The sequence below is a fragment of the Neptuniibacter sp. UBA6509 genome, assembly GCA_002435145.1.
Lineage (GTDB): Bacteria > Pseudomonadota > Gammaproteobacteria > Pseudomonadales > Balneatricaceae > Neptuniibacter.
Map to the genome: position 1 here is coordinate 1 of DJLT01000009.1, position 21,017 is coordinate 21,017.

At 42.8% G+C, this 21,017-nt stretch carries 17 protein-coding genes; 11 read left to right on the plus strand and 6 right to left on the minus strand.

The features are described from left to right. Positions 1-48 precede the first annotated feature (48 nt). Positions 49-306 carry a hypothetical protein gene (locus B4K11_RS01315; RefSeq protein WP_292954209.1) on the minus strand — a complete coding sequence of 86 codons (258 nt, stop codon included), beginning with the start codon at positions 304-306 and terminating at the stop codon, positions 49-51. Positions 307-500: 194 nt separating this feature from the next. On the opposite strand from B4K11_RS01315, the gene B4K11_RS01320 reads away from it, so the two are divergent. The 7 genes from B4K11_RS01320 to B4K11_RS01350 all read left to right on the plus strand — a co-directional run bounded on the left by B4K11_RS01320 (position 501) and on the right by B4K11_RS01350 (position 11,205). Beyond that, positions 501-833: a HopJ type III effector protein gene (locus tag B4K11_RS01320; RefSeq protein ID WP_292954212.1), complete on the plus strand. Its 333-nt coding sequence runs from the start codon at positions 501-503 to the stop codon at positions 831-833. A gap of 238 nt (positions 834-1,071) precedes the next feature. Further along, on the plus strand, positions 1,072-2,133 hold the full coding sequence (locus B4K11_RS01325) for an efflux RND transporter periplasmic adaptor subunit (RefSeq protein ID WP_292954215.1): 1,062 nt from the start codon (positions 1,072-1,074) through the stop codon (positions 2,131-2,133). Positions 2,134-2,136: 3 nt separating this feature from the next. Further along, on the plus strand, positions 2,137-5,199 hold the full coding sequence (locus B4K11_RS01330; RefSeq protein WP_292954218.1) for an efflux RND transporter permease subunit: 3,063 nt from the start codon (positions 2,137-2,139) through the stop codon (positions 5,197-5,199). Beyond that, on the plus strand, positions 5,199-6,497 hold the full coding sequence (locus tag B4K11_RS01335) for a TolC family outer membrane protein (RefSeq protein ID WP_292954221.1): 1,299 nt from the start codon (positions 5,199-5,201) through the stop codon (positions 6,495-6,497). Before B4K11_RS01330 ends, B4K11_RS01335 begins: the two co-directional genes overlap by 1 nt. Positions 6,498-6,724: 227 nt before the next feature. Beyond that, positions 6,725-7,813 carry an efflux RND transporter periplasmic adaptor subunit gene (locus B4K11_RS01340; protein ID WP_292954224.1) on the plus strand — a complete coding sequence of 363 codons (1,089 nt, stop codon included), beginning with the start codon at positions 6,725-6,727 and terminating at the stop codon, positions 7,811-7,813. A 3-nt stretch (positions 7,814-7,816) separates the two neighbouring features. Next, positions 7,817-10,963, plus strand: coding sequence for an efflux RND transporter permease subunit (locus B4K11_RS01345; protein WP_292954227.1), 3,147 nt, complete (start codon positions 7,817-7,819; stop codon positions 10,961-10,963). After that, complete coding sequence (locus B4K11_RS01350) at positions 10,960-11,205, plus strand: hypothetical protein (protein ID WP_292954230.1); 246 nt, start codon at positions 10,960-10,962, stop codon at positions 11,203-11,205. Before B4K11_RS01345 ends, B4K11_RS01350 begins: the two co-directional genes overlap by 4 nt. A gap of 26 nt (positions 11,206-11,231) precedes the next feature. Here B4K11_RS01350 and B4K11_RS01355 read toward each other — a convergent pair whose 3' ends face one another. Next, positions 11,232-12,101 carry a methylated-DNA--[protein]-cysteine S-methyltransferase gene (locus B4K11_RS01355; protein WP_292954233.1) on the minus strand — a complete coding sequence of 290 codons (870 nt, stop codon included), beginning with the start codon at positions 12,099-12,101 and terminating at the stop codon, positions 11,232-11,234. Positions 12,102-12,283: 182 nt separating this feature from the next. Between B4K11_RS01355 and B4K11_RS01360 the strand changes: the two genes are divergently transcribed. Both B4K11_RS01360 and B4K11_RS01365 read left to right on the plus strand, forming a co-directional pair. Further along, positions 12,284-13,339, plus strand: coding sequence for a DUF3549 family protein (locus tag B4K11_RS01360; protein WP_292954236.1), 1,056 nt, complete (start codon positions 12,284-12,286; stop codon positions 13,337-13,339). 626 nt (positions 13,340-13,965) lie between these two features. Beyond that, entirely contained in the window at positions 13,966-16,632 is a 2,667-nt protein-coding gene (locus B4K11_RS01365; RefSeq protein WP_292959195.1) for an EAL domain-containing protein, read from the plus strand. On the opposite strand, the gene ybaK is transcribed toward B4K11_RS01365, so the two are convergent. The 4 genes from ybaK to B4K11_RS01385 all read right to left on the minus strand — a co-directional run bounded on the left by ybaK (position 16,616) and on the right by B4K11_RS01385 (position 18,579). Further along, positions 16,616-17,092 (minus strand): Cys-tRNA(Pro) deacylase, encoded by a 477-nt coding sequence (gene ybaK, locus B4K11_RS01370; RefSeq protein WP_292954245.1) that lies wholly within the window; start codon positions 17,090-17,092, stop codon positions 16,616-16,618. The two genes, B4K11_RS01365 and ybaK, sit on opposite strands and share 17 nt — an antisense overlap. Before the next feature lie 104 nt (positions 17,093-17,196). Continuing rightward, on the minus strand, positions 17,197-17,763 hold the full coding sequence (locus B4K11_RS01375) for a hypothetical protein (RefSeq protein WP_292954248.1): 567 nt from the start codon (positions 17,761-17,763) through the stop codon (positions 17,197-17,199). A 5-nt stretch (positions 17,764-17,768) separates the two neighbouring features. Beyond that, a complete protein-coding gene (locus B4K11_RS01380) occupies positions 17,769-18,299 on the minus strand; it encodes a BPSL1445 family SYLF domain-containing lipoprotein (protein WP_292954250.1) in 531 nt (176 codons plus the stop codon). A gap of 43 nt (positions 18,300-18,342) precedes the next feature. Continuing rightward, positions 18,343-18,579 carry a DUF3820 family protein gene (locus tag B4K11_RS01385; protein WP_292954253.1) on the minus strand — a complete coding sequence of 79 codons (237 nt, stop codon included), beginning with the start codon at positions 18,577-18,579 and terminating at the stop codon, positions 18,343-18,345. 164 nt (positions 18,580-18,743) lie between these two features. On the opposite strand from B4K11_RS01385, the gene B4K11_RS01390 reads away from it, so the two are divergent. Both B4K11_RS01390 and B4K11_RS01395 read left to right on the plus strand, forming a co-directional pair. Beyond that, the gene (locus B4K11_RS01390) at positions 18,744-19,031 is read left to right on the plus strand and encodes a hypothetical protein (protein WP_292954256.1); all 288 of its coding nucleotides are present in this window, start codon (positions 18,744-18,746) and stop codon (positions 19,029-19,031) included. 11 nt (positions 19,032-19,042) lie between these two features. Then, positions 19,043-20,929 carry a hybrid-cluster NAD(P)-dependent oxidoreductase gene (locus B4K11_RS01395; RefSeq protein WP_292954259.1) on the plus strand — a complete coding sequence of 629 codons (1,887 nt, stop codon included), beginning with the start codon at positions 19,043-19,045 and terminating at the stop codon, positions 20,927-20,929. Positions 20,930-21,017: the final 88 nt, after the last annotated feature.

The following is a 21,017-nucleotide window of genomic DNA, read 5'->3' on the forward strand; positions in this document are numbered from 1 at the left end:
AAACTATGGGACAGCAGTGGCCCTTAGGCCCTTTTTAAATAAGACAAGCTAACGCGCATCTTGAGTTGCAATGAAATGCGCCATGACACGCCTTAATACATCGGCATGAGCATGGTCATTATTACGTTCAGCCTTAGCTATATCATCAAAGATAATCTTTCTAATCAGATCCTTTCCTTCATGCTCTACTAGGTATTTCCCCATCGCCATCGCAATAATAGGATCAACATGTTCATGCTCAGCAATCGCATTAACTTCACCACTATCTAGGCCACTCATCTCTAAGCATTCGCTATAAGTTAACATGCTTCTATCCCCACTTTTATCTTTAAAAAAATCCAACTTCCTATGCTTTAATTCTAGACCGAAGAACCTATTTTTTCGTTTAACCGGCGTTATTATTGAGGCAAATAACAACCTTAACTGACCCTAATCAAACTCTTGCATATTTTATATAGGCCACTAAGATCACTACCTGCATTTATATAAGGTAATCCACCATGAATTTGAACGATTTCATCCAGCAAATTTCAACAAGCACTACATTAGATTTCGAAGATACGATGAAAATCATCGAAGCAAATTATAGCTATACCCCTACAGCCTTTAGTAATGGGGATATACATAATGATGCGGGACAGAATGAAGGGAGCTGCAAAATTTTTGCATTTGCTCAAGTAAATAACTTAGATAAAGAAACCACGTTAAAATGTTTTGGCCGTTTCTTTCAGGATGTATTGAACACACCTGAAGGTAATGATCACGGAAACATTCGTAACTTTATGAAATCAGGCTGGGCAGGTATTAAATTCTCAGGAAAAGCGATCAGCTAAACGCTTATTGATAAGCTTCGGTAACGAAAAAGTTATCGAAGCATCATTCACGCCCCTTCCTTCCATCACATCAAACAGCCAATGTAACAGTACAACGCTTAACTCCAATACCTGTTAAGCACTCAACAAAAAAAGATTTAAGAACAGATTGTTGCAAATCTTTACATAATAAGCTGTTGAGCCTTCGCTTAATAAGACTACAATATTCGCCTCTAAGTTTCCTGATAGGATCAAAAACATGTACAAGATGAACATTAGTAAGCTAATTTCTGTCTTGGTTTTAAACATTTCATTTATAGCTCTTCCAGCATTAGCTCAAGGTTTGCCTGCAGAAGTCATTACTGTATCAACTCAAACCTTAGACAAAAGAATATCTGCTGTTGGTAACCTACGTGCAAATGAATCGATCATGCTACGTCCAGAACAAAGCGGGCGACTTGATAAGATATTATTTGATGAAGGAAATAAAGTTCAAAAAGGCACCCCATTATTTGTTCTGGACAACTCAATATACCTCGCTGAACTCAAAGCGGCCCAAGCAAGAGTTCAACTAAGCCGCGTTGATTATGATCGAGCTAAGAGCCTACTCCGAAAAAAAGTAGGGTCTGCACAAGAAAAAGATAGCACCCTTGCTCAGCTACGCGTGGATCAAGCACAAGAAGCCTTAGCACAAGCAAAACTAGACAAAATGACGATCAAAGCGCCATTTACAGGCTATACCGGTCTACGCCTAGTGAGCCCCGGCGATTATATTAGCCAAGGTGAGAACTTAGCTGAACTTACAGATATCAGCATTCTTAAGTTAGATTTCAAAGTACCCGAAATTTACCTATCAGAACTCAAAATCGGTAGAGAACTTGAGATCAATGTAGACGCATTACCCGGCTCGATTATTAAAGGCGAAGTCACCGCTATCGCCCCAAGTGCCGATAGTAATGCCCATAACATAGAAGTACGCGCTTCAATCCCTAACTCTTCTGGTACACTTCGCCCAGGACTCTTTGCAAAAGTATCCCTACTCGTTGATCAACAAACAACCGTTGTCATCCCTGAGCAAGCGATTATTCCTCAAGACGGCGGCTTCTTTGTCATGACCGTGTCCAAAGAAAACACTGTAGTCATGGTCCCTGTAACGATGGGACAAAGACGCCCTGGGGTTGTGCAGATAACCGATGGATTACAAGAAAACGATATTCTTATCACCGCCGGACAGATAAAGCTGTTTCCCGGTATGCCTGTGACACCTATTTTTGTTGACGGTTCTCAACAAAAAGAATCAGCAGATGCAAAGGAACAGTAATCAATGATTCTTTCTGAAATCAGCATCAAGCGCCCCGTATTAGCGACAGTAATGAGCATTATGGTCATGCTCATTGGTTTCATAGCTTATGATCGGTTAACTGTCCGTGAATACCCAAAAATAGACCTTCCTGTTGTCACTGTAGAAACAACCTATCCAGGCGCCAGCTCTTCGATAATAGAAACCCAAGTCACCCAAGTTATTGAAGACTCCCTCTCAGGTATTGAGGGGATCGATTTTATGAATTCGATCAGCCGTACCGAAAAGTCTCAAATAAGTATCACATTTAAGATTGATAGGGATCCCGATTCAGCAGCTGCTGATGTACGCGATAGAGTCAGCCGAGTAAGTGGACAACTACCTGATGACATCGACCCACCTGTTGTTGCTAAAACCGAAGCTGATGCTCAACCTATAATTTGGCTTGCCTTTAACTCCGATCGTCACAACATGATGGAAGTAACTGAAATAGCAGATCTACGGGTAAAAGATCAGCTACAAACAGTTTCAGGCGTAGCAAATGTGCGTATTTTTGGTGAGCGTAAATACTCTATGCGTATATGGCTCGATCCAGCGCGCATGGCCGCATATAAAGTTATTCCTAAAGATATTGAACTTGCATTAAGCTCGCAAAATGTCGAAATTCCAGCAGGACGCATCGAGAGTAAAGAGCGCGAATTTACTCTACTCGCAAAAACAGATGTCAATGATATAGAAGCGTTTAAACAACTTATCATTCGAAATGAGAAAGGCTACCCTGTACGTATTCAGGATGTTGCTAGAGTAGAAATAGCCCCTGAAAACTCCCGCCGAATCACTCGATATAAAGGGGAAAGTGCGGTTGCCTTAGGTGTGGTTAAACAGTCAACAGCAAACCCATTAGATGTGTCAAACGGGATTCGCGAGACTCTTGAAAAAGTAAGACCGACCCTGCCCGAAGGCATGAAGGTTGAAGTCGCCTACGACTCATCAGTGTTTATCGATGAATCGATCAAGTCAGTTTATCAAACGTTGATACAAGCTGGCATACTTGTGACCCTAGTATTGCTTTTCTTTCTGCGAAATATACGCGCAACTCTAATTCCAGTCGTAACCATCCCTCTATCGCTGGTAGGCGCCTTTGCCATGATGTATTGGATGGATTTCAGCATCAATACACTCACGCTATTAGCACTTGTGCTAGCAATAGGGTTAGTTGTTGATGATGCAATAGTGATGTTAGAAAATATCTATAGACACGTTGAAGCAGGACTCAACCCTATTCAAGCGGCGTTTAAAGGCGCTAAAGAGATAGGCTTTGCCGTATTAGCAACAACCGTAGTACTTGTCGCAGTATTTGCGCCAGTAGCATTTTCAGAGGGACGCACCGGCAAGCTATTTACTGAATTTGCACTAACGTTAGCCGGTGCAGTTGTTGTTTCTACATTTATCGCCTTAACACTCTCTCCAATGATGGCTTCTCGCCTTCTGAAACATGAAAAACGTCATAGCGCCCTTTTCAATCTTATCGAGAACTTACTTCAATCTATGACTCAAGGCTACACACGCCTGCTTGATAAGCTTCTATCATCACGGATGTTAGCGATTGTAATCATGTTGGGCAGTTTCGCTGGTGCCTCATTCTATTATGCACAACTCCCCCAAGAGCTCGCACCGTATGAGGATCGTGGAACAATATTAAACTTTGCCTTAGCCCCCGATGGTTCTACGGTAAACTATATTGACCGATATACTCGCCAAATAGAAAGTACGATTAGCAAAACTCCTGAAACAGATCGTTATTTTGCGGTAGTAGGATTCCCATCAGAAACCAATGCGATGGTCTTTCAGGGCTTAGATCGTTGGGAGGAACGAAACCGGAAACAACAAGTCATTTCAGCTGAGCAAACGCCTAAGCTTTACGGCGGTATTCCTGGCATTATGAGTTTTTCACTCAACCTCCCCTCTCTCGGGCAAAGCTTCATATCCCGCCCGGTTGAGTTTATCGTGAAAACCAATGGAACTTATGACGACCTGAAAGAAGTCACAGGCCAATTAATGGCGAAGATCCACGCCAATAAGGGCTTCGCACAACCCGATTCCGACTTAAAACTCAATAAACCTGAATTTCAGATAGAGGTCAAAAGAGACAAACTCTCTGAAATGGCTGTGGACGTCTCTGATTTAGGGCGTACAGTTGAGACTTATATGGCCGGCCGAGAAGTGACCCGCTTCAAACGCCAAGGTGAGCAATATGATGTAATCGTCAAAGTTGATGAGCAACAGCGCAGAGACCCTAGTGATCTGACTGACCTGTATATGCGCACCGACAACGGTTCAATGGTCCAGCTATCTAACCTAGTTGAGATCAATGAGACCGTAGCCCCTAGAGAGCTCAATCACTTCGACAAAGTGAAAGCCGTAAAAATACAAACCCAGTTAGCTCCAGGGTATAGCTTAGGAGAAGCACTGATCTTTCTTGAGAACAGCCTAGCTGAAATTGATCCTCAAGCGTCACACGATTACACCGGTGCATCGCGTGAATTTAAAACTTCAAGCAGCAGCATGCAGGTCACGTTCATTCTGGCGCTAGTCATTGTCTTTTTAGTGCTTGCAGCGCAATTTGAAAGCTTTAAAAACCCACTGATTATTATGCTTTCGGTACCCCCTGCTATCTTTGGTGCGCTGTTTGCCTTAAATTACAGTGGCGGTTCTTTGAGTATTTACAGCCAGATTGGCTTAATAACCCTTGTTGGACTTGTGACTAAACATGGTATTCTGATTGTAGAGTTCGCGAACCAACTACAAGACCAAGGGCGAGATTTAAGAGAAGCTATTATTGAAGCAGCATCATTACGTTTACGTCCGATTCTAATGACAACAGGGGCTACGGTATTAGGTGCAATCCCTTTAGCAATCGCTCTAGGCGCAGGGGCCGAATCACGACAACAAATTGGTTGGGTCATTGTTGGCGGAATGACATTTGGTACACTATTAACATTATTCGTTATTCCAACCGTGTACAGTTATTTAGGTAAACGAACTTTCAAGGAAGTTCAGCCAGAACAGGTTAAGGACGCAATTTGATGAATATCAAACAGTTATTTCAGGTTTCAAGCTTAGCATTAGCCGTAACGACTTCAGCACTTAATACCGTCTATGCTGGACAACTTGCTGATATATACCAACTTGCATTAGCAAATGACCCACAACTCAAAGCAGCTCAAGCGTCATACAATGCGGGTAAAGAGATTGAAACTCAAAGTAAAGCAGCCCTCTTACCCAATTTAAGCTTAAGCGCTAATACAACTGCCATCGACACTGATAGCGCTGATTATAATAACCATGGCTATACACTGGCCTTATCGCAGCCTGTGTTTAATGCGGCTTCATGGTTTACCTTTAAACAAGGCAAACTCTTATCTCAGCAAGCAGCGCTTCAATTTGATTTAGAACAGCAGAAGTTAATTAGTCGGACAGTTGAAGCCTACCTAGGTGTCCTGCGGGCTAAAAGCGACCTACAAACATCTGAAGCTCAAGAGCGCGCCATCAAACGCCGTCTAGATCAGGTCAATGCACAGTATGATGTCGGCCTTATCGCAAACACCGACGTACAAGAAGCTCAAGCATCCTATGATAATGCACGGGTAGCTCGCATCTCTGCTGAAGGTGATTTAGACAACAGTTACGAAGCCTTAGAAAGGCTCACAGGTAAAAGCTTTAACCTTGTTGGACAACTTTCTTCTGATTATCCAATTGAAGAGCCCGTTCCCACTCAAACAAAACCATGGGTCGACAAAGCACTCAATGGGAATCTAAATCTAAAGATTTCTGATCTCAATTCAGAATCTGCACGCCGTGGGGCACAAGTTGCTAGAGCAGGCCATTATCCTACTCTAAGCTTAACGGCCAACTATGATTACGATAACGGTACAGCAATCAGCAACCAAGGCGCCGATACATCCGCTATTGGGCTGACGTTATCTGTGCCTCTTTTCTCCGGTGGCGCAACCAGTTCAAAATCACGCGAGTTTGAACAAAAACTTATCCAAAGCCAGTTTAACCATGAAGATCTGCGCCGCGAGGTTACTCAATCTACCCGTAGCCTGCTTAGAGATCTTCGTACCGGCGCTTTAAGTGTGGATGCGTTGAAACAAAGCACTAAATCCAGCGAGATTGCCCTTCAAGCAACAGAAGAAGGCTATAACGTCGGGACACGAAACGTTGTAGATGTACTCCAAGCGGAACAACAGCTTTACGCATCTCAGCGTGATTACGCAACCGCACGCTTTAATTTTGTACAAAACCTAATCACATTTAAGCAACAATTAGGTACGTTAAACCCTGAAGATATCAATGAACTAGATAGTTGGGTTCAACAATAAACATAGGGATGTTTACCCTAAACAGCCCCGCGCTATAGATAAAAAGGGGGCTCCCCCTTTTTATCTATAATCTTTTTATTACGCGCTAGGGGTAATCCCTTATTATCTTATTCAAGAACCCCAGCTAAACTGTTCATAACTTTGTTATCACTGCTCATTATACTTAAAGCTTTTCTTCTACTTTAAGCTTTGCTTATACAGGGAGCGTTATCCGAAAGGAGCTCATTTTGAAACAGCTAATCATCGCAACGCTCATCGCCACACTCTCTTTTACAACGACCCTAGTTCAGGCAGAAGATAAGCCCTTACCGGCTGTAATTGTCCACACTGTTATAACAACAGATCTGACTCCTACGTTTAAACTGGTGGGGCGAATTGAAGCGACGGAGCGTGTAAATTTACTTGCTCGTGTATCAGGATTTCTTGAAGAGCGCCTCTTCACTGAAGGGCGTGATATAGAAGCTGGGCAAACGCTGTTTAGAATTGAAAAAGCAAATTATGAGATCGCCTTAAAACAAGCAGAAGCGGATCTAGCATCAGCAAATGCTGGATTAAAGAATGCACAAACCAACCTGAATCGCACGGTACAGCTACGTAAGAAAAAAGCGATTTCACAATCCCAAGTTGATCAAGCTGTTGCTGATCGGGACCAAGCTAAAGCTCAGGTATTAAAAGCGGATGCGGGTCTAAGTAAAGCAAAATTAAACTTAAGCTACACTGAAATCCGTTCTCCTTTTAGTGGCCGTATAGGTAAAGCTGAATTTTCTGTTGGTGATTTAATCAGTCCTGAAAGTGGCAAACTTGCCACCGTTGTTAAAATCGATGAAATCTATGTAGAAATGGCGGTGAGTGAAAAGCTCATGCTTGATGCACGCCGTAAAGGTATTGATTTAGATAATCCACCTGTAGCGCCGCGACTCATTCTTTCCGATGGTAGCGTTTATGAACAAGCGGGCAGCTTTGACTTTATCTCCCCTGAAGTTGACCGTAATACCGATACAATTACCTTACGTGCGAGCTTTCCCAACCCCAACTACATTCTCCTACCCGGTGAGTTTGTTCACGTAGATATCAAACGTAAACAGTCTGAAACAGGGATTCAAATTCCTCAATCCGCTGTCCAGCGCGACCGGGACGGTTATTTTGTATTAGTCGTAAATAACAAACAAAGTGTCGACCTAACGCGTGTAGAGATGGGACCTCAAGTTGAAGGTAAGTGGCAAGTGCTTAAGGGTTTAAATGTTGGAGACCGAGTTATTACTGAAGGTCTTCAAAAAGTAAAACCAGGTATTCCGGTTAATGCGGTAGAGGAGTAACCCATGTTCTCTATCTTCTTTATCAACAGGCCTAAGTTTGCCTTAGTTATTTCAATTGTGTTGATGATTGCGGGCGGGCTCGCCATTCTCAGCCTTCCTGTCGCTCAGTTTCCAGATATAACCCCACCTAAAGTGCAGGTAAAAGCCAGCTATCCTGGGGCTAATGCGGAGGTCGTCGAACAAGCGGTCGCCACCCCTATAGAAGCGCAAGTAAATGGTGTGGATAACATGCTCTACATGTCATCCTCCGCATCGAACGATGGTGGATACACTCTTGATATCACCTTCGCAGTAGGAACGGATCCTGACCAAGCAGCGATCAACGTACAAAACCGTGTTGCTTTAGCGGAATCATCCTTACCTCAAGAAGTTGTTCGTCAAGGTGTGACCACCAAGAAGCAAGCGACCAATATGCTGCTGGTTATTAACCTTTTTTCACCTGAAGGGACATACGATGAACTGTTTCTCAGTAACTACGCTTCACTCTATGTACAAGACGCCCTCGCACGTATAAATGGTGTAGGTTCAGCATCCCAATTTAGTCCTATGAATTACGGCATGCGTGTTTGGCTTGATCCAGACCGGCTCAAAGCCCTTGAACTTGCCCCTTCAGATGTAAGTAATGCAATTAAACAGCAAAATATTCAGGCATCCGTTGGCATTATTGGTCAACCACCGTTAACGCAAACTCAACAGTTTCAATATAACTTGCGCGCTAAGGGCCGGTTAGAGAGCGTTGAAGAGTTTGAAAATATAATTTTACGCACCGGCGGAAATGGCGCAGCCGTCAGATTAAAAGATGTTGCTCGCATAGAGTTAGGCTCTCAAAGCTACAGTGCTTCTGCGGTTATGAATGGAAAACCTGCTGCAACGATTGCGATCTATCAAAGCCCAGGCGCTAACGCGCTTGATGTGGCCGATCAGGTTTATGCCGAATTAGAACGCCTTAGCCATCGTTTTCCTGACGATCTAGAGTATGCAGTTCTTTACGACACGACATTAGCCGTTAAGGCGTCATTACAGGAAGTGATTGAGACCCTCTTCATTACTTTCGGGCTTGTGGTATTTGTGACCTTTTTATTCTTGGCTGATTGGCGCGCTACCCTGATTCCGTCTGCGACAATTCCAGTCTCCTTGATTGCAACCTTTGCCGTATTATCCTTATTAGGGTTTAGCATCAATACCATCTCACTTTTCGCCCTTATATTGGCTATCGGAATTGTGGTTGATGACGCAATTGTGGTGGTCGAGAACGTAAAGCGCCATATGCAAGAAGGGCTCTCGGCAAAAGATGCAACAGCCCTATCCATGAAAGAAGTAATCGGCCCCGTCATAGCCACTACACTGGTATTACTCGCTGTATTTGTTCCTGTTGCCTTTATGCCCGGTATCACAGGAAAGCTCTACACTGAGTTTGCTGTAACCATTTCTATCGCAGTATGTTTCTCCTCTTTAAATGCATTAACTCTATCCCCGGCCCTGTGTGCGCTTTTACTCAAACCAAGTTCTGAACCTACAGGTGTTTTCAAAAAGTTTGACCAGCTCGTTAATTGGACACGAAAAGGCTACGTCTCAAAAGTTTCCTTTTTAAATCGCCGATTGTTATTAAGCATGGGCCTTTTAGCAGCGATGGGCGGTGGTGTGTACCATATGTTTAGTACAACACCCACGGGCTTTTTACCCTATGAAGATAACGGTGCCTTTTTTATCAATGTACAGCTACCTGATGGCGCATCACTTAACCGTACGGATGAAATTGTCGCCCAAATCGACCAAATTCTTGCTGAACAACCGGGTATTGAAAACCGTATAGGTATTAAAGGTTTCAGTATCTTAGGTGGTGCGGCACCAAACGCGGCCCTCGCTATTCCGGTTCTCACTCATTGGGATGAACGAAAAGACCCCGAGCTTGCGTGGTATAAAATTCTGCGACAGTTAAACCAAAAGCTAGCGTCGATACCGGGGGCAAACATTATGGCGTTCCCCACTCCACCCATTCCTGGATTGGGTAACGCCGCGGGCTTAGAAGCTAACCTATTAGATATCAAAAATGGTACACCACAAGAGTTAGCACAAGCGGTAAATGCGCTTATTTTCGCAGCCAATCAACAACCTGAATTTAGCCGCGTTTATTCGACTTTTTCCGCCAATGTGCCGCAACTTGAACTGGTCGTTGATCGTGAAAAGGCCCTTTCTCTAGGAGTCTCAATGAGCGAGCTATTCAGTACACTGCAAGCACAGCTGGGTACTCAATATGTTAATGACTTCAACATTTTTGGGCGTAACTATCGAGTGATGCTTCAGGCCGATTCAGAGTTTAGAGACAATGTTGAGGATCTTAATAGCCTTAATGTAAAAAGTAGCCAGGGTTATCTTATTCCGATCAGTGCGCTGGTTGAAGTAAAGCCTGTTTTAGGACCACAAACACTCACACGCTACAATCAAGCACGCTCCGCTGCAGTGACCGCCATGCTTAATGAAAGTGTTGCCAGTGGTGAAGGCATTAAGTTGCTAGAAAAACTAGCAAAAGAAACATTGCCTGATGGCTATATATTGGAGTGGACAGGTAGTACACAGCAGGAACAAGAGGCGGGTGGTTACGTCATTATCATCATGTCTTTGGCTATTCTTTTTGCATACCTATTTTTAGTAGCCCAGTATGAAAGCTGGTCAATACCTGTAGCGGTTATGCTCTCGATTACCGTGGCGCTTTTGGGTGCAATTTTACCGCTTTGGCTTATCCCCGGCCTCACCAATAACTTATATGCACAGATAGGTGTGGTGATGCTCATAGGCCTAGCCAGTAAATCGGCAATCCTCATTGTAGAGTTTGCGAAACAACTGCGTGAACAAGGTAAGAGCATTGTAGAAGCCGCCAATGAAGCTGCGAATCTACGTTATCGTGCGGTATTAATGACCGCTTTTTCCTTTATTCTAGGTGTTATTCCTCTTGTCACTGCAAGCGGCGCTGGTGCATCAAGCCGAATATCAATAGGCTTTGTAGTGCTAGGTGGGATGTTATTTGCAACCGTTATTGGTATTTTCTTCATCCCTGCACTTTTCGTAGCTATGCAAACCTTAAGGGAGAAAATTAAAGGAACACCTAAAGCGAATATAGATCAAACAGGCAAAGAGGAGACTCAAGTATGAAAGCACGTAAATTGATACTTTTAAGTTTAGTTGCTACTTCCCTATTGGGATGTAAACAGGAAAGCGTACTGCCTGATTCAGCCTTAAAGTGTGAAGAGCCACGTCCGGAGATGTGTACAAGAGATTACCGCCCGGCTTGTGGCACCCTTTCCTCAGCTCAGGAAAAAACTTACTCTAACGCGTGTACTGCATGCAGTAACCCAAATGTACAGTGGGTTATTGAAGGCGAGTGTACTGACTAACTGCCAGGCCGCTAAACATTAGCACTCTAGCCTCTGGCCTTGTTCAAACGTGCGGCTTCCCAGCCTTGGATCGCCGCTTTACGTTTAGCTCCCCAGCGATAGTTTCCAATCTCACCGGTTTCACGTATCACTCGGTGACAGGGGATCAAAAAGCCTATCTTATTTGAAGCGACTGCAGTGCCGACAGCTCTTGAGGCTTTTGGAGATCCCACACGCTCAGCAAGCTGTGAATAAGAGGTTAGCTCACCTTCACCTACCGCCAATAAAGCCTCCCATACTTTCAGTTGGAAGTTCGTTCCTTGTAACAACAGATGTATGGGTTTCTCAGAAAAAGGCTTCTCAGAAGAACTATTCACAAACACTCGATCAATATAGTCCTGTGCAGATAGATTGTTTTGCTCAAATGACGCGCCTTTCCATCTATCAAATAGTTCTTGTTCATCGTCATGGTTAGGCTGATCGCAAAAAATAAGATGGCAAATTCCACGCTCAGTCCAAGCAATATAAGTACAACCAAAAGGTGAGTGTCCATACCCAAATGAGATAACCAAATCTAACGATTTGAGTTCACCGGGTGTCATCGCCTCACAACTCACCATAAGGTCATGTAAACGGCCTGGACCCGATAAGCCTATCTCAAGAGCAGTATCTAAATTGCTGCGAGACCGGGCAAGTGCCTGCTTCGCATACTCCTTAGTTAAAAACTGAGTAAAACGTTTAGGAGAAACGCCGACCCAACGACTGAATATTCGCTGTAGATGATGCTCACTTACGCCCAAATAATCAGACAATACTGATAATTCAGGCTGCTCTGATACGTGCTCACACAGATAGTGAATTGCCCTCTCAATAAGCTGATAGTGAACATGCTGCTCTGAATAATCACATTGCGTCATAAATTAACCTATCTGCGGTCATATAAGTCTGATAGCGTAAAATAGTAGTTTAAGAACTGTCCTAAGCTAACACCACCCGTTTCTTGCTGATTAACCCAAAACTTCATGATTGGTCCTCAGGTATTATTGTTACTCACCTCAAAACTGGTAAAATTGCGCTCCTGTTTATTAAGGTGTAAATCATGTCTGAAATATCTTCTCTTACCGAACTTCTACGTCAAAGTGGTGGCCAATTTCGCTTTTTTGATATGGGCCGACGTGTACAAAAATTCTCTGTTGAACAATTTGAGAAGATCGAGAATCAGCAAACACCTTATCCATACCCGTACCTACAGCATGCATGGGTTGCGCTTATGGTATGGAACCCTAAAAACAAAGAACAAGGCGCAGCTTGGTTTCTAAAGCTTCCATTAGATGAGCAAGGCTTTCTGATACAGGCAGTGCGTGATGATCTACTCTCACGTTTACTAAAGAATGCCGGCGGTGTATTAAAGCATGAACAAAGCGGCGAGATTCCAGAAGATGCGCTGAAAGATAACCCATTCTCTTTTAAACCAGATCAAGAGAAAATGGCGTTGTTTCATGCCTATTCAACGCTTACATCAAACGAGCCCGCTTCTCAGTATTTCGAACATGCTCAGCAATACTTTTCCGGACAAGGCAGCTGGGATGATTGGCAATCGCTTGGCTTTCAAGGCATTGCAGATTTAACGGTTCGCCATGAGAAAGGGAACAACAATAAGATACTCACCACTGCAATTCCACTACTACCGGATGTTCCTTTTGAAGTGCTTTGTACATGCCTAGAAAGCATTCAACCGGACCACAAACTCTATGACGCGCTTTGCCTACGAGCAGAACAAAGCCTAGAACGTGGTACTGCAAGCGCGAATCATATTGCGGCCCTCACCCGTGGACTCTCTAATGGTAAAAACAGTCCTCGTAAACAAGCGCTGATTCATTCTATTCTAGAAAGTGACTACGCACTTGAACCGGAAGTTATCATATCAATCGCAACACGTTGCCACGAAAGCCTACAAGAAATTTCTACTTTAAATCTTTTCCTTGAAAAGTTAGCCATCGGCAAAGCCGGCCAGTCTGGCTTCTCTCGTATTTTGTCTGATCTCATGTTTATGCCCGCGCTGCGTGCACTAATTTTGATGCAGTTCAGAAACGAAGATCGCAGTGAAGCACTCACCCAAGCCATTGGTGAGATGTTCGGCTCTAGCTTTAACTAATAAGTTACAAACGCCCCAAGAAACCTAAACACGCCTGTGAATAAGATAAGTTATTCACAGGTCAGATAAACCCGGCTTTCCCTCTGACCACCAAGTTTCAATGACCTTTCTTCAGATATTCCTTCAAGCGCCCCCAGTCCACTATATTTAACATTACTTACATGGAATATACTCTGCCTTAGTTTTTCTACAATTGAATGCCCTATGCTTAGATTAGGAGAAAATTCCATTTTTGAGCAGCGTGATGTTTCCGGGAGATTATCGCTAAAACAGGCCAAATTTTTCCCAAGTGAGATCAGCTCAACCACACTGGTTATAAAGCGCGGCTTATAGAAAACCAATATTTAGTAGACTTAAACAAATCGCTCAAGTTATCAATTAACGCCGTATTTAATTACTAATAGACTTAGCATTATTCCGTTACTGGCAACACATCATGAACCTCATGATCTGCTAGCTAGAAATTAGCAAGCCGGAAGCGTAGTTTTAGATGTAGTCTTTTTTATTAGGATTCACTGTCATTTTGTACTACTTTTAACAGATAAGGCATTAATAATTAAACATTATTAAAATTTCGCCTGGACATTTAATTAACATATTTATGATCACAAAATCATAGGGATATAATGGAAAATTCCAGTTTTATTGGATTAATTAATAACCTAGCCTTTCTTCTAGGCATGGGTATTGTCTACGACTCACTAGGGCTACATAAACTCAAATCACGGTATGTCAAGGATGCGATTACTGGGATTTTGATTGGCTTTCTAGCGTTTGCCGTTATGTTAACTCCTTGGGAACTCATGCCAGGAGTTTTCTTTGATGCCCGCTGGGTCTTAATCAGTTTATGCGGTCTCTTCTTTGGCGTTATTCCCACAGCCATTGCCGTTGTTATGGCGGTCTCTCTACGATTGTATCAAGGAGGCGCAGGTATCTATGTCGGCTCAGCGGTCATTATTCTACCTGCGATTACAGGACTACTATGGCGCCATTTCAGCGATAAATACCACAAACCACTTAACTGGTTTAGCCTTTATGCCCTAGGTTTTCTGATTCAAGTTATTGTCCTAAGCCTGATGTTATTCATGCCAGAGCATTTACGCTTTAAAATCATTTCGGCTATCGCCCCCACCATATTAATTTTCTATCCAATTGGCACAATGCTACTTGGGTTAATTTTGCGTCGCCAAGAAGACAGACGCCAAGCTGAAAATGAACTCTATGAGAGCAGACAGACCCTTAACCGAGAACGAGGAATGCTTAGGGGGCTTATTGATGCACTGCCTGATCACATAACCATTAAAGACAAAACAGGACGTTACTTAGGGTGTAATAAAGCATTCCAAGATTATGCCTCACTACAAGAACAATCGATAATAGGGAAAACCGATCAAGAACTCAGCCTTCAATACCCTGTTTTTCAATCGATAAATGAAACTATAAACGCAAGCCCATCTCCTAAAGAGAGCTATGAAACATGGGTCACAAACAGCAAAAATGAAGCAATGCTGTTAGAAACACTGAAAACACACTTTCACGATATGGACGGTAACACTCAAGGCTTGGTATCTATAAGTAGAGACATCACAGAAAAGAGAAAAGCGGAAGAACATATTCTCACCCTTTCTCAAGCTATTGAACAAAGTCCTGTATCTGTTGTGATAACAGCAACGAATGGCGATATTGAATATGTGAATAGCTCATTCGAAACTATTACAGGTTATAGTAAAGACGAAGTTATCGGTCAAAATTCTCGGATATTAAAATCGGGCAAAACACCCCATAGCCGTTTCAATGAACTATGGGAGCAACTTAATGCAGGAAACGCTTGGCGTGGTGAGTTCCAAAATCAACGTAAAAATGGCGAAATTTTCTGGGAAGAAGCTCACATTGCCCCCGTCATTGATTCTTCAAACAACATAAAACATTTCTTAGCTGTAAAACAAGATATTACCCAGCAAAAAGCTCAAGAAGAAAAGATCCTACATCAAGCTCACTTTGACAGTCTGACCGATCTTCCAAACCGTTTTCTAGCCATGAACCGTCTTGATAGTATGTTACTGGAAGCAGAAAGAACAAAGAAACAAGTGGCGGTTTTGTTTCTTGATATGGATGACTTCAAGAAAGTTAACGATACATTAGGACACGATACAGGCGATAAAATCTTAGTAGAAGCGGCTAATCGCCTTAAAGACTGCATCCGTATTAGCGATACGGTGGGGCGATTAGGTGGCGATGAGTTTATTGTTTTATTAAAAGATTTGGACGATCCATCTCAAGCCTTACCGATCGCTTTAAAATTACTTGAAAAGTTCCGCTCATCTCTCTCTGTAGATGGTCGTGAGATCTTACTCACTATGAGCATAGGCATCGCCGTATACCCTAACGACGGAACCACCCCCGCTGAGCTACTTCGTAATGCGGATGCAGCCATGTATCACTCTAAAGCGGAAGGGCGAAACAATTGTCACTACTTCACACAAGAGATGAATCTGGGAGCTGAACGGCGGTTATTGCTAGAAGATAAACTTCATGGAGCCTTAGCCCGCAAAGAGCTCTATGTGCTTTTTCAACCGGTAATAGACCTCAATACTCAACAAATTATTGGTGCGGAGGCGCTCCTTCGCTGGAATTCATTAGAACTCGGCAGTGTTCCACCAAGTGAATTCATCCCGATTGCAGAACACACAGGTCTTATCGTTGAGATTGGTCAGTTTGTGCTTTCTGAAGCACTTGAACAAACTCAAAAATGGATTGAATCATTACTCCCCTCTTTTCATATTGCCGTTAACTTATCTCCAAGACAGTTCAGGGACCCCTGCTTGGTCGATGCAATTCGAGATAAAATGGTCAAATACGGTATTAGTGGAAGCAATTTTGAACTAGAGATCACTGAAGGGGTACTGATGGCACAACACTCTGATGTAGATCTTGCTATCGCACAACTCAATGATTTAGGTGTTTCTATCTCAATGGATGACTTTGGTACCGGCTATTCATCTCTCAGCTACCTAAGAAGCTACCCATTTGATACTCTAAAAATTGATCGCAGTTTTATCAGCGATATATCTGTCGATCCTGCAGACCTAGAATTAGTAAATGCCACTATCGATATGGCCCATGGCCTAGGCCTTAAAGTCATAGCTGAAGGCGTTGAGACAAAGGAACAGATGGAGTTATTACAAAATAAAAATTGTGAATATGCTCAAGGATTTTATTTCAGTAAACCTATAAGCGCAGATCTACTTGAAACTAAGCTTGAGCAACAAAGAGAAGCTAACCTTTGCCAATAGGTGCCAATACACCGGCCGTAAGCTTTAAGAGGTCTAACGATGACATTTCAATCTCTAGACCTCTTTTTCCTGCACTCATAAAGATGGTTTGAAATGAAGACGCCGAAGCATCAAGTACTAAAGGTAGACGCTTCTTCTGTCCTAATGGACTAATTCCTCCAACAACATAACCTGTTGCACGCTCTGCATCTTCAGGATTTGCCATCACCACCTTCTTTACCTTCAGTGCACTAGCCATTGCTTTTAGATCGAGCTGACCGGAAACAGGAACAACACCAACAGCTAATTTCTTTTGATCTCCATTTAAAGCAACTAACAACGTTTTAAAAACCTGAGAGGGCTCAATATTAAGAACTTTCGCAGCTTCATCCCCATATGATTCGGCCTTAGGATCATGCTTGTATTCATGAATTTTATGATCAACTTTAGCTTTTTTTGCAGCATTAATTGCGGGGGTCATTCAATATTCCAAATCTAAAAATTCAAAAACAAAAAAAGCTCACTAAGAAGCCTCAAGCAACTCAGCAAGCCTTTTTAGCTACAATAAAACAAAGAGTATAAAATTTACTGACCCGTTCGAATCAAAATATCAGCAAGATCAATAATATCAACTATTGTACCTTCACCTTTACCTACTCTTATCACTTTATCTTTCAGCTTAATAATCTCTGTTGCCGCACGCTGATTAGGTAAACGAGACAACAACTCATCAGGTAAGGAATTTGATTGGTAACGCAATTCAGGGTCAAGTACTTCACCTCGCGCTAATTTTTTCTGCCATCCAGGAGGTAGTTCACCACCCCGCTCTAATTTTTTCTGTAACCCATGAGGAAGCTCTTTCATTTTACCTTTATGCTTACCCGTCCCAGAATGAGCATTTTCATTGTAAAACTTTTTAATTGTCTCTCGCTCATCAGAGGTGAAAATATCCTCTAAGATCGACTCAGTTTCACTCACAATAGCACCGCTGCCTAACAACCCAGCGGTTTCTTTTTTATTCAGTTTTTTATCCGTTTTGACTTGCGACTTGTGCTCTTTCTTACCTTCCGAATGTCCTGCCCACTCAGGCTTCGCCGCATAAGCATTGAGTGCTAAACCTGCAAGCGCTACTGCAATAATTATTTTTTTCATCTCATTTACTTCCGACTAATTTTTGAGCCTTCTAGCGAAAGGTTATACATCAACCCTTTGTTAGAAAAAATAAACCCAATCACTGGATCTTTTATCGTACTGGTATCAATCTCACCACCAGCGCCTATCGTAACCAAAGCAACACTTCCATCTACACCCGCTTCCCAGCCATCACTCCTTTTAAAACGATTAAGTGAATCCTGCGTCATAAACAAAATAATCTCAGTTTTGACTTGAGCACCTAATTGAAACCCAATTGAAGCTGCCGCAATACTGTAGTATCCAGTAGTTTTTCCATTTTCAATCAGTTTACCCTCGCCATATTCACCACCGATACCAATACCTGCCTTAAACACTTCAGGAAAAACTAAATACCCCTTTGCTTGCTGCAACAACTGCTTTCCCGCATAAGTATGTTTATAAAACTCCTGAAGCGCTTGTGTGGACTTTGCATTAATTTCAGCATTAGATGCTGCCTGGGTAGTCACAGATACACAGGCGATTAATATAATTAATGTTCTTAACAATGCGCGCATAAAGATGTACCTATCCTTAAAATTTATAATATTTCCTTGTCCATTACAGCCTAGGAGCCCTTCGTCCTTGACGCAAAGGTTGGAGCACACTTTCCAAGCCATTTATCTGTATTTCTAGCATCAGGGCCATTAGCATGCCTAACTCCCCTTTTGGGAAACCCTTTTTGGCGAACCAAAGCAGATACTCTTCAGGCAGATCCAATAACACACGGCCTTGGTATTTCCCAAACGGCATCGTCATATTAGCTAGTTTAACAAGGTGCTTCTTTTCTAAATCCAAGATCTAGACTCCATAGTATTTATCTGGCGACAGCTTTAACCGCATCGTTTAACAACTTGCGTTAAAAACAAACGCTATTGCTGACTGAATACCTATCTCGATACTCTGTTCATCTTTGAAAATAGGCATTATTCTTAATCTATAGATAATAACGGGTTAGAGATATGTCTGGCGATAAAAAATATGAACCCATGAACTGCGAAATACATGATGGATATGAGTTAGCCTGTATACGAAAAGCGATTCACGAAGTCACGTGGCTCGAAGAGGGTCAAACAGTCTCAGCAAAGCTGCGATTCCTTGATATAGAATGCACTCAAGGTGCCGAATACCTTATTGCAGAAAAACTTAATACAAAGCCCGTTATCACAGAAAAGCTTAATACAGAAAAGAGCCAGCATAAAACCTTTAAAATCAGGCTCGACATGATTACCAGCACACTCCCCTACTAAGGATTTATACAGTGTCAGATACCCAGCTTAGTGCAATAAACATATATCCAATTAAATCTATGGCAGGCATCTCGTTATCCTCCGCATATGTAAGCGAATCTGGGATATGTTTTGACCGACGCTTCATGCTAAGTGATCCTGAAGGAGAGTTGATATCAGCGCGCCAACTTCCTGAAATGCTACATTTTCAAGCACTCATTAAAGATGATGGCCTAGAAGTTATTGCCCCTGATGGAGATCACCTCACGTTACGATACCCTGAGCTGTTTCAAAACTATCGACAAGTAACGGTTTGGGGAACAGAGATAAACGCCCAACACTGCGGTATTCAGTTCGATGAGTGGCTTAGCGAAAAGCTCGGTCGCCCCTGCCAACTTCTCTATTTTGGAGAACAGTCTCAACGAACCACTGCCACTAATCCAGATAAGCCTGTCGCCTTCGCGGATGGCTATCCACTGTTAATTATATCTGAAGCCTCTTTAGCCGATCTTAATAGCCGTAGCCAAGCACCCGTCACAATGGAGCACTTTCGCAGTAATTTAGTCGTTAAAAACTGCGAAGCATTTGCTGAAGATAGCTGGAAACGAATTCGCATCGGAGAAGTTGAATTCGAAATTGTAAAACCCTGTTCTCGATGTGTTCTCACCACCGTTGACCCAATTACACTGAACAAGGTAGCTCATGGTGAACCTGTAAAAACCTTAGCTAACTATAGAATGCTTGATAATGAAGTCTATTTTGGTCAAAACCTGATCCCTCTAAACGAAGGTCAAATAAAAGAGACTGACCGAATCGAAGTATTAGAAACAAAAGCACCAGAACAGTACCTAGACAATGCTCCACTTAGCGCGGATACACTCTCCCCTAAAGAGCAATCACCCAGCCAGCATTGGAAAAATGAAGAAGAGATAGAATTAAGCTGCATTGCTCGGATTAAAGAAACCGTCGATGTCGTCACGTTTAGATTTGCCCTGCCGGATACCTATAAAGCCGATTATTTAGCCGGGCAGTTTATTACCCTAAATTTAACAATAGATGGGCAACCCGTATCTCGATGCTACACCCTCTCATCATCTCCTAACCGAGACACTGATATAGCCATTACCGTAAAGCGCGTGACTCACGGACAAGTTTCAAACTGGCTGCATGATAATCTACAGGTAGGTGATAAGGTTCAAGCGCTCGCTCCACTCGGGGAATTTAACCAAACTAATGGCGCGGATAAACCAGTACTACTGCTATCAGCAGGTAGTGGTATTACCCCGATGCTCTCTATTGCACGCGAGCTAACAGATACTCATAGCGAACGAGATATAATTTTCTACCATCAAGCGCGTAAAGAAGCAGACTTAATATGTGAAGATGAACTTCTCTGGCTAGCAAGGCAGAACTCTAAATTACATTTGCTGTTTAGCCTTAGTCAGCCGGAAAAAGAATGGGAAGGTATCAAAGGGCGTATTAATGAAGTACAGCTAGCCCAACTTATTCCTGATCTAGCCCAACGCGCTGTGCTTTGCTGTGGCCCTGAGGGATTTATGCAACACGCCAAAGAGTTCTGTCTAGAGCTAGGCTTACCTGAAGACAACTGGTTTGAAGAAAGCTTCGGGCAACCACCAGGCATTGAATTAGAAACAGAGGTAAACACTATTAAACTGACGGTAAATGGAAGCTCCTTCCAAGGAGAAAACCAAAGCACACTCTTGGAGCAAGCAGAAGACAGCGGAATATCGATTCCCGCAGGATGCCGTTCGGGTGTATGCGGGGCTTGTAAAGTCACTTTAGAGTCCGGAGAAATGCACCGTAGCTCCGAAATTCCGTTGAGTGAAGCAGAAAAAGAAGCGGGGATAATTCTAGCCTGTAGCTGTGTACCCGAAACGGACTGCGAAATATCTTTTTAAGAGATAGGCTAGAATCCGAGTTCAGTTAGGCTCTGGTTTAATAAGGCTCTGGTTTAACAAAACTCTGGCTCAGTTAAAAAGACAAAAA

Coding starts and splice junctions, on each gene's coding strand:
- B4K11_RS01325 (WP_292954215.1), top strand. CDS start 1,072: ATGTACAAGATGAACATTAGTAAGCTAATTTCTGTCTTGGTTTTAAAC.
- B4K11_RS01390 (WP_292954256.1), top strand. CDS start 18,744: ATGTCTGGCGATAAAAAATATGAACCCATGAACTGCGAAATACATGAT.
- B4K11_RS01335 (WP_292954221.1), top strand. CDS start 5,199: ATGAATATCAAACAGTTATTTCAGGTTTCAAGCTTAGCATTAGCCGTA.
- B4K11_RS01355 (WP_292954233.1), bottom strand. CDS start 12,101: ATGACGCAATGTGATTATTCAGAGCAGCATGTTCACTATCAGCTTATT.
- B4K11_RS01360 (WP_292954236.1), top strand. CDS start 12,284: ATGTCTGAAATATCTTCTCTTACCGAACTTCTACGTCAAAGTGGTGGC.
- B4K11_RS01375 (WP_292954248.1), bottom strand. CDS start 17,763: ATGAAAAAAATAATTATTGCAGTAGCGCTTGCAGGTTTAGCACTCAAT.
- B4K11_RS01380 (WP_292954250.1), bottom strand. CDS start 18,299: ATGCGCGCATTGTTAAGAACATTAATTATATTAATCGCCTGTGTATCT.
- B4K11_RS01320 (WP_292954212.1), top strand. CDS start 501: ATGAATTTGAACGATTTCATCCAGCAAATTTCAACAAGCACTACATTA.
- ybaK (WP_292954245.1), bottom strand. CDS start 17,092: ATGACCCCCGCAATTAATGCTGCAAAAAAAGCTAAAGTTGATCATAAA.
- B4K11_RS01345 (WP_292954227.1), top strand. CDS start 7,817: ATGTTCTCTATCTTCTTTATCAACAGGCCTAAGTTTGCCTTAGTTATT.
- B4K11_RS01330 (WP_292954218.1), top strand. CDS start 2,137: ATGATTCTTTCTGAAATCAGCATCAAGCGCCCCGTATTAGCGACAGTA.
- B4K11_RS01350 (WP_292954230.1), top strand. CDS start 10,960: ATGAAAGCACGTAAATTGATACTTTTAAGTTTAGTTGCTACTTCCCTA.
- B4K11_RS01315 (WP_292954209.1), bottom strand. CDS start 306: ATGTTAACTTATAGCGAATGCTTAGAGATGAGTGGCCTAGATAGTGGT.
- B4K11_RS01365 (WP_292959195.1), top strand. CDS start 13,966: ATGGAAAATTCCAGTTTTATTGGATTAATTAATAACCTAGCCTTTCTT.